The 6,821-nt window shown below is 52.3% G+C and carries 3 protein-coding genes; all 3 read right to left on the reverse strand.

All coding sequences use genetic code 11. The features are described from left to right. Positions 1-217: 217 nt before the first annotated feature. The 3 genes from LX69_RS17115 to hsdR all read right to left on the reverse strand — a co-directional run bounded on the left by LX69_RS17115 (position 218) and on the right by hsdR (position 6,532). On the reverse strand, positions 218-1,522 hold the full coding sequence (locus tag LX69_RS17115) for a restriction endonuclease subunit S (RefSeq protein ID WP_111447247.1): 1,305 nt from the start codon (positions 1,520-1,522) through the stop codon (positions 218-220). Beyond that, positions 1,519-2,979: a class I SAM-dependent DNA methyltransferase gene (locus tag LX69_RS17120; RefSeq protein ID WP_111447248.1), complete on the reverse strand. Its 1,461-nt coding sequence runs from the start codon at positions 2,977-2,979 to the stop codon at positions 1,519-1,521. Before LX69_RS17120 ends, LX69_RS17115 begins: the two co-directional genes overlap by 4 nt. 304 nt (positions 2,980-3,283) lie before the next feature. Beyond that, on the reverse strand, positions 3,284-6,532 hold the full coding sequence (hsdR, locus tag LX69_RS17125) for a type I restriction-modification system endonuclease (protein ID WP_111447249.1): 3,249 nt from the start codon (positions 6,530-6,532) through the stop codon (positions 3,284-3,286). Positions 6,533-6,821: the final 289 nt, after the last annotated feature.

Here is a 6,821-nt window from a genome sequence, read left to right on the forward strand (position 1 = left end):
ACCTGACCCTTTAACGCCCGGTAACGCACCTCTATCGCATCGGCTTTCGATAACAACCCTTCCACACGGCGCACGATTTCGTGTTGCTCGTCGCGCCGTCAGGTGCGCAATATCGGTAGAAAGGAGGTCTGCGTTTTATTCTCCCGCCCCGATGGGGGCGGAACCCGACGCTCTGCCATATTGTTTCTACCGGGCTTTTGCCCCTACGGGGCTTTGCCTACCGCAGCTCGCCCCTAAACGCCTTGCCCAACACCGCCTGCGGCAACGCATCGACCTGACCCTTTAACGCCCGGTAACGCGCCTCTATCGCATCGGCTTTCGACAACAACCCTTCCACACGACGGACGATTTCTTGTTGCTCGGGGAGTGGAGGTAGTAGAATATAGAAATCATTTATAGTAGGCATATACAGTGTCTTAACTGTTGTACCTACACCTGAATTAATTAGATAATCACGCGAAGCCATAAAAGCATACATTAAAAAATAATTGTTCAGACAACCATGGCAGATAAAATTAGCAAAGTGTTGGGTTGTTGCCATTTCACAACCCATTATTGTAACAAAACCCACTGAAATATCTCGAGAAAAACAGACTGTACCTTTGGGCAGTACTCTTGCACTCGAATTTTTTATACCTAATTGCGTGGTTTTGTATTTTGTATCAAAAGCCACTTTGCCATCTAATGCTCTTATATCTTGCAGGCATATCCATTTTACATCTCCGTTATCCCAATATTCAGCTACACTTTTTCGAGGTGTGTGACCTGACTCTAACTGAGAAATGTTTACTAATTTACGCCATTCCCAACCTTTAGGTGCCTCTTTGAATTCATTACCAATAGTTATTGAATACGGCAACGAATTAGATTCATAACCTCTCCACTCCCTTGTCAATTTACCGGTAACGGCCTGCGTGAGCACGGCCTGGCGGAAGGTTTTCAGCAGTTGGGGAATGGTGTTTAAGCGGCTTTTGAGCTGTTCGAGGCTCCCAAACAACGCATCGAGCTTGGTCACCAGGCGATGCTGCTCGGCAAGGGGGGGGAGAGGAAATACTAAACCCTCAAGGTGTTGATTTTTTATGTTGTTAATGTTAATCCCTCCTGCAAGCTTTCTAATTTCCTCACGATAATACTCCGTTTGAAAATAGTAATTGAAGAATCGAGGATTAACAACTCCTATAGGTCGTAACATCGTAAGAAATGCACCAAAACTGACATCCGAATAATCGAATAGTGCATGAGCGGCTTTTCCTATTAATTTCTTACTGCCTGTTGAACCGACAATTATAACATCTCCATTTCTGATGATTTGTTTGGCACTAACAAATTTTGCATCAACATAAACAAGGTCTTCGTTGTCAATTATTTTACCATCTTGAATGTTGCCGCCTCTCAATATTGCAATTGAGTTATCACCTTTAACAACACTTGCATCATCCTTTCCGAATGAAACTCCACGAATAATTTCAGCAATGTCTTTTACTTTAATTATCTTCCACCCCTCCGGTACCTTTCCACTCATTTCAACTCCTCCATCATCAAATTTAACTCATACATCATGGCCTTCAACTCGTCCATGGCCTGTTGGGCAATGTCGAGGGGTTCGGCCAGCTGGTCGGCACTGGTGAGCGAGGCATCGGCAATGAGGCCCAGGTCGAGAGAGTCGTTCTTTTGGGCAATCTGTTCGCGGGTGAGGCACAGCCAGCGCTCGTCGGTCACGGTGGCACGTCGGGCGTGGTCAATGGTGCCATCGTAACGGTTGCGCACCTCGGCCATGGGCAGGCCGCCGGTGTAGGCAGTTACAAAGCTGGCGAAGGCGTCGCGGGTAAAGGGTGTTCGCTTGCCAAAGGCGGGCATGTTGGTGCGCATGTCGTAAAACCACACCTGGCGGGTGTTGCCGCTGTCGGTGGTGCCACGGGTAAAAAAGAGCACGTTGGTCTTCACCCCGGCAGCGTAAAAGATGCCCGTGGGCAGGCGCAATATGGTGTGCAGGTTGCACTTGTCCATCAGGTCGCGGCGTATGCGCTGTCCGTCGCCGTCCTCAAACAACACGTTGTCGGGCAGCACCACGGCGGCGCGTGCCTTGCCGTTGGTTTTGAGCGAGCGGTAAATATGTTGCAAAAAGTTGAGCTGTTTGTTGCTGGTGAGGTAGGTGAGGTCGCTGCGGTTGGGCCGCTCGCCTCCCTTTTTGGTGCCAAAAGGAGGATTGGCCAGCACACCGTCGTAGCCGGTAAAGCTCTTGCCCAGCTCGCTCAGGGTGTCGCCCAGCACAATGGAACTCTCGATGCCGTGCAGCTTAGCGTTCATCAGCGCCAGACGGTGGGCATCCTGCACCAGCTCGCAGCCCGAGAAGGCTTTGTGAACCTGAAAGTCGCGCTCCTCGCGCCCCAGGTCGAAGTAATGGTCGGTTTTGGCCTTGAGGTACTCGCTGGCGGCAATCATAAAGCCAAAAGTGCCCGCTGCCGGGTCGTTCCACCGCTCGCCCACCTGTGGCGCCACCAGGTCCACCATCACGTTAATGAGCGGACGGGGGGTAAAGTACTGCCCGGCGCCGCTCTTCTTTTCGCCGGCATTGCGTTCGAGCAGCTCCTCGTAAATGGTGGCAATCTTGTCCTGCTCGTGCTCTTCGTACCAGTCAATGTCGTCGATGCTGGTGATGAGGGTGCGCAGGTTCACCGGTTTGCGCAGCGTGGTGCTGGCATTGGTATATATTTCGCTGATGGTGGCGTTACGGCTCTTTTGGCTGATGTTGGCCAGCATGTCGCGATAGGTGTCAAACAGCTCCTTGTTGTCGGCAATGGCCTTGAGGCGGCTCCAGCGGTACTCCTCGGGGATGTCGGCATCAAACTTCTTCACCTCGCTCAGGCGAAGGAACAGAATGTAGGTGAGTTCGTTGAGATATTGGTGATAGGTAATGCCGTCGTCGCGCAGCACGTTACACAGGTCCCACAGTTTTTTGGCAATTTGTTCGGCACTCATATTATTATTGTTTTTATTTTTTTCAACGCAGAGACGCAAAGGCGCAAAGTTTTCTTTAGGATTCTTTGCGTCTTTGCGCCTCTGCGTTTATTTCTTGCTCATTGTCAGCCCATCGCTGGCGCAGATCTGCGATCTGTGCCTCATTCATCCATATTACCATAACTAATTTTGTTGGCACGGATTACAAATCCGCGCCAGCAATTGCCAGCAATTGGGTTTTTATTTTTTTCAACGCAGAGGCGCAAAGACGCAGTGAATCCTGAAAAAAAAACTCTGCGCTTTTGCGTCTCTGCGTTTAACCTCCTCACGCTATATACAAACTCTCATTCATCCTCCCCAGCAACTCATCGAGCTGGTTGTCGAACACCTTGTTGATGCGGGCAAAGCCGCCCTCGTTGGCAAACAGCGGGTCGGTGTCGAGGTCGGCGTGCTGAAGGATCGACTCCTGTATCAGCTGCTTTTCGAAGCGGTCAATCCATTTGAGCTGTACCTTGTTCCACGCCTTCTGGTTGCGTATGTTGCTCACGGCGCGGCGAATGCGCTCGTCGTGGCTCACCAGCGAGCTTCCCACAGCGAGGGTGCGAATGTACGAAATAATGTCGGCGGCAATGGTCTCGTTTTTGGCATCCTTCCAGGCGGCTTGTAACGAGCGGGTGGTATAGCCGCGATGGTCGAGCTCCATCATCAGCTCGCGCAGCGATTGGCGGCTGAGCTCGGCAGGTCGGGTACACACGATTTGCAGGGCAGTTATCTTGTTTTGGTTTTCGGCAATGAACTGCGAAAAGCTTTGCAGATAGTCCTCGGGCTTCTGGCCCTTGCCATAGCCACGCTCGGTGCCCACGTAATGATCGGCATGGTCGCTCACCAGTGGCAGGGTGGGTTCGGGTTTCAGCTCGTCGAGGTACTTCCACAAGCCGGGCAGCTTGGCAATGCGCTGCACCGTTTGGGCGGTGGGCTGGTTGAGCAGCTCGTCGATGAGCTCGTCGGCCGTGGTTCCACCGGCAAAGTAGGTAAAGCGGTCGGCCTGCCCGTTCACCAGCAGCTTTTGTTTGCGGCGCATCTTGGCCACCAGCTGCTCTATCTGACGGCGGGCGCGCTCGTCGTTGTCTATTTGGGCAAGCTCGTCGGCCAGCTGACCAAAGGTGGCGGTGGGGTTCACCACCACGGGTTTCATCTGGGTGTAGTCCTGCAGCGTTTCGTACAGGCGCACGGCATCGTAAATGCGGAATATCTCTTTGCCAATGTTGTCGCAGCGGCGGGTGGCGCGGCCTATCATCTGCTCGTAGAGGATGCGCGACTTCACACGGCGCAAAAACACCAGGTTGCATATTTGCGGCACGTCAATGCCCGTGGTCAGCAAATCGACGGTGACAACGATGTTAGGGAACTTCTCGTTCTTAAAGTGAATAAGGTCGCTCGACGGGTCGTAAACCTTGCCGGTGATTTTCTTCACTGCTTCGTTGGGCACATCGATGCCAATGTTTCTAAATGCCTCATAAAAGAGGCGCACCACCATGTCGGCATGCTCGTCGGAAGCGGCAAACACCAGGGTTTTCTCGTCGCCCTCGGGGTCTATCTCCTGTACCAGCTGTTGAATGACGGTGCGGTTAAAGTTTTCGGTAATCACCTGACGGTTAAAGCCGGCAATCTCTATTTTCAGTTCGTCGTCGAGCTCCCCAAGCTCTTCAATCAGGTTGTTCTCCTTGTCGAGCACCTTGGGTTTGTCGCCCTTTTCCCACACAATGCCCTGTTCCGACAAATGGGTTTTGATGATAAAAGGAGGCTCGTGGTCAATGAGGAAGCCATCAATCACTGCCTCGCGGTACGAATAGGTGTAGATGGCCTTGCCAAATATCTGGGTGGTTTGCAGGGCGGGTGTGGCCGTGAGTCCAATGGACACGGCATCGAAAAAGTCGAGCACCCGGCGGTACATGCTCACATAGTCGTTCTGGTCTTTAAAGCTCAGGTCATCCTCTTCCACCTCGCGGTCGAGCAGGTAGCCGCGGTGAGCCTCATCGATGATGATGCAGTCGTACCAATCCACCGAAGGGATATCACCGGGCTTGTCGTCGTCTGCATAGAAAAGGCGTTTCACCATGCTTTGCACCGTGGCAAAGTGAAGGCGGGTATCGATGTCGGGCACCTGATGAGCCAGCCCTTTGATGTCGTAAATATCTTTAAAGGTGTTGAGGTCAACCACCTTGTTGTCGGTAAAGCTGCCAATGGCTTGCTCGGCCAGCATGCGCCGGTCCACCAGAAAGAGGATGCGGCGGAAGCGGTTGCTCTGTATCAACCGGTAACAGAGGCCAATGATGGTGCGTGTTTTGCCTGTGCCGGTGGCCATGGCCAGCAACATGCGGCGTTGCTCGGGCGTGTCGGTGAGGGTTTGCTCCACGGCACGGATGGCATTGATCTGGTATTTGCGCAACCCCAACCCCGAAGGGCTTTCGAGGAAGTCGAGCGGCTCTGCCTTCAGCTTTTCGACGGCCGCCGGGGTATCCTGCTGCCACAGCTTTTTCAATCCCTCGGGACTGTACCATCCCTGCAATGGCCGTGCATGATTGTAGGCATTGCGCACATCGAGAAACCAGATGCCACTCTTGGTTTTGATCTGTTCCAAATAGGGACGTCCGTTGGTGGAGAAGAGAAAGGGTACACGGTAGCTCTCCCACTCGCCCAACAGACTGGCTGCCTTGTCGGTGGTGACCAACTGCGCGTATGTCTTGGCCTGCTGGAGGTCGCCCGAGATGTCGGCGGCCCACTTCTTGGCTTCGACAATGGCATAGAGCTCGGTGCCGATAAACAGGGCATAGTCGGCCCACTTGCCCCCGGCGGGCCACTCGGCAATGGCCATATGTCGTCCCCGCTGTGGCTGGGTTTTATGGTGTTTATAGTTGAGTTGTTTGGTATCGGCTTCCCAGCCTGCCACCTGCAACTGCTCGTCGATAAGTTCGCGGGTCTCGGCTTCGGACATCTCGATTTTGGAGGCTGCCCTGGCCGAACGTTCCTTAATCCGGTTTTGTTTCTCAACAGGGAGTCCGTTGGTGTCGCGCTCTTTGAGCAATGCCTCGAACTTCTGTTCCAGTTCTTTGTACTGCTTTTCGAGGGCTTCCAGATTCGCGCCGGCATCAATCTTTTCGGGTACATGAAACTTGACATCGCTCAAGTCGGTTACCGAAACAGCATAGGTTTGGTGGAACCATTTGGCCACTTTAAAGGCGGCAAACAGCATCCCTTTGGCATCTTCGGTGGTGCCTTTGTTGCCGTGCACAGCTTCGTTTCCTTTGTGCTTGATGGTATGCAACAGGTCTTTAACCGCATCGGGAAGAATCTTTTCGTATTCGAGCGTCTTGAGGCGCACATGAAATGAGTTGTCGGCCGGGAACTCGAGGTTGTGCTCCTGAAACATGAATTCGCAAAGCTTCTCGCCCCATTGGCGCAGCTTAAAGAGAGTCGTAATGGCATCGGTATGAAGATGAAACTCAGCCGCCTGCCCAATATTGAAAAGGATGGGAAATTCCTTTTGTAGAAATTTAAAGTTAGATGTGGTCATATGATCGATGTGCCTTCAGGTGAGATTTGGGCATTAAAAATAACGTTTATGTACGAATGTTTCGTTCCTACGGGGGTGAAGAGTGGGATAAATTCTATTTTGACTTTCTCACTATACAGGGGGAGAGGTGATGTAGGCTATCCATAATTGACACAGCAGAGAATTTTGCAACGTCATCTTACCGGCGCGCCATCGGTACGCCATATCGGTAGAAAGGAGGTTTGCGTTTTGTTGTCCCGCCCCGCTTGGGGCGGAACTTCTCTCATGGGTATATTTTTCTACCGAGCTT

This window comes from Breznakibacter xylanolyticus (genome assembly GCF_003254275.1).
GTDB lineage: Bacteria > Bacteroidota > Bacteroidia > Bacteroidales > Marinilabiliaceae > Breznakibacter > Breznakibacter xylanolyticus.

Bases quoted from the DNA above. Each gene is read 5' to 3' on its own strand.
- LX69_RS17115 (WP_111447247.1), bottom strand. From the start codon at position 1,522: ATGAGTGGAAAGGTACCGGAGGGGTGGAAGATAATTAAAGTAAAAGAC.
- LX69_RS17120 (WP_111447248.1), bottom strand. From the start codon at position 2,979: ATGAGTGCCGAACAAATTGCCAAAAAACTGTGGGACCTGTGTAACGTG.
- hsdR (WP_111447249.1), bottom strand. From the start codon at position 6,532: ATGACCACATCTAACTTTAAATTTCTACAAAAGGAATTTCCCATCCTT.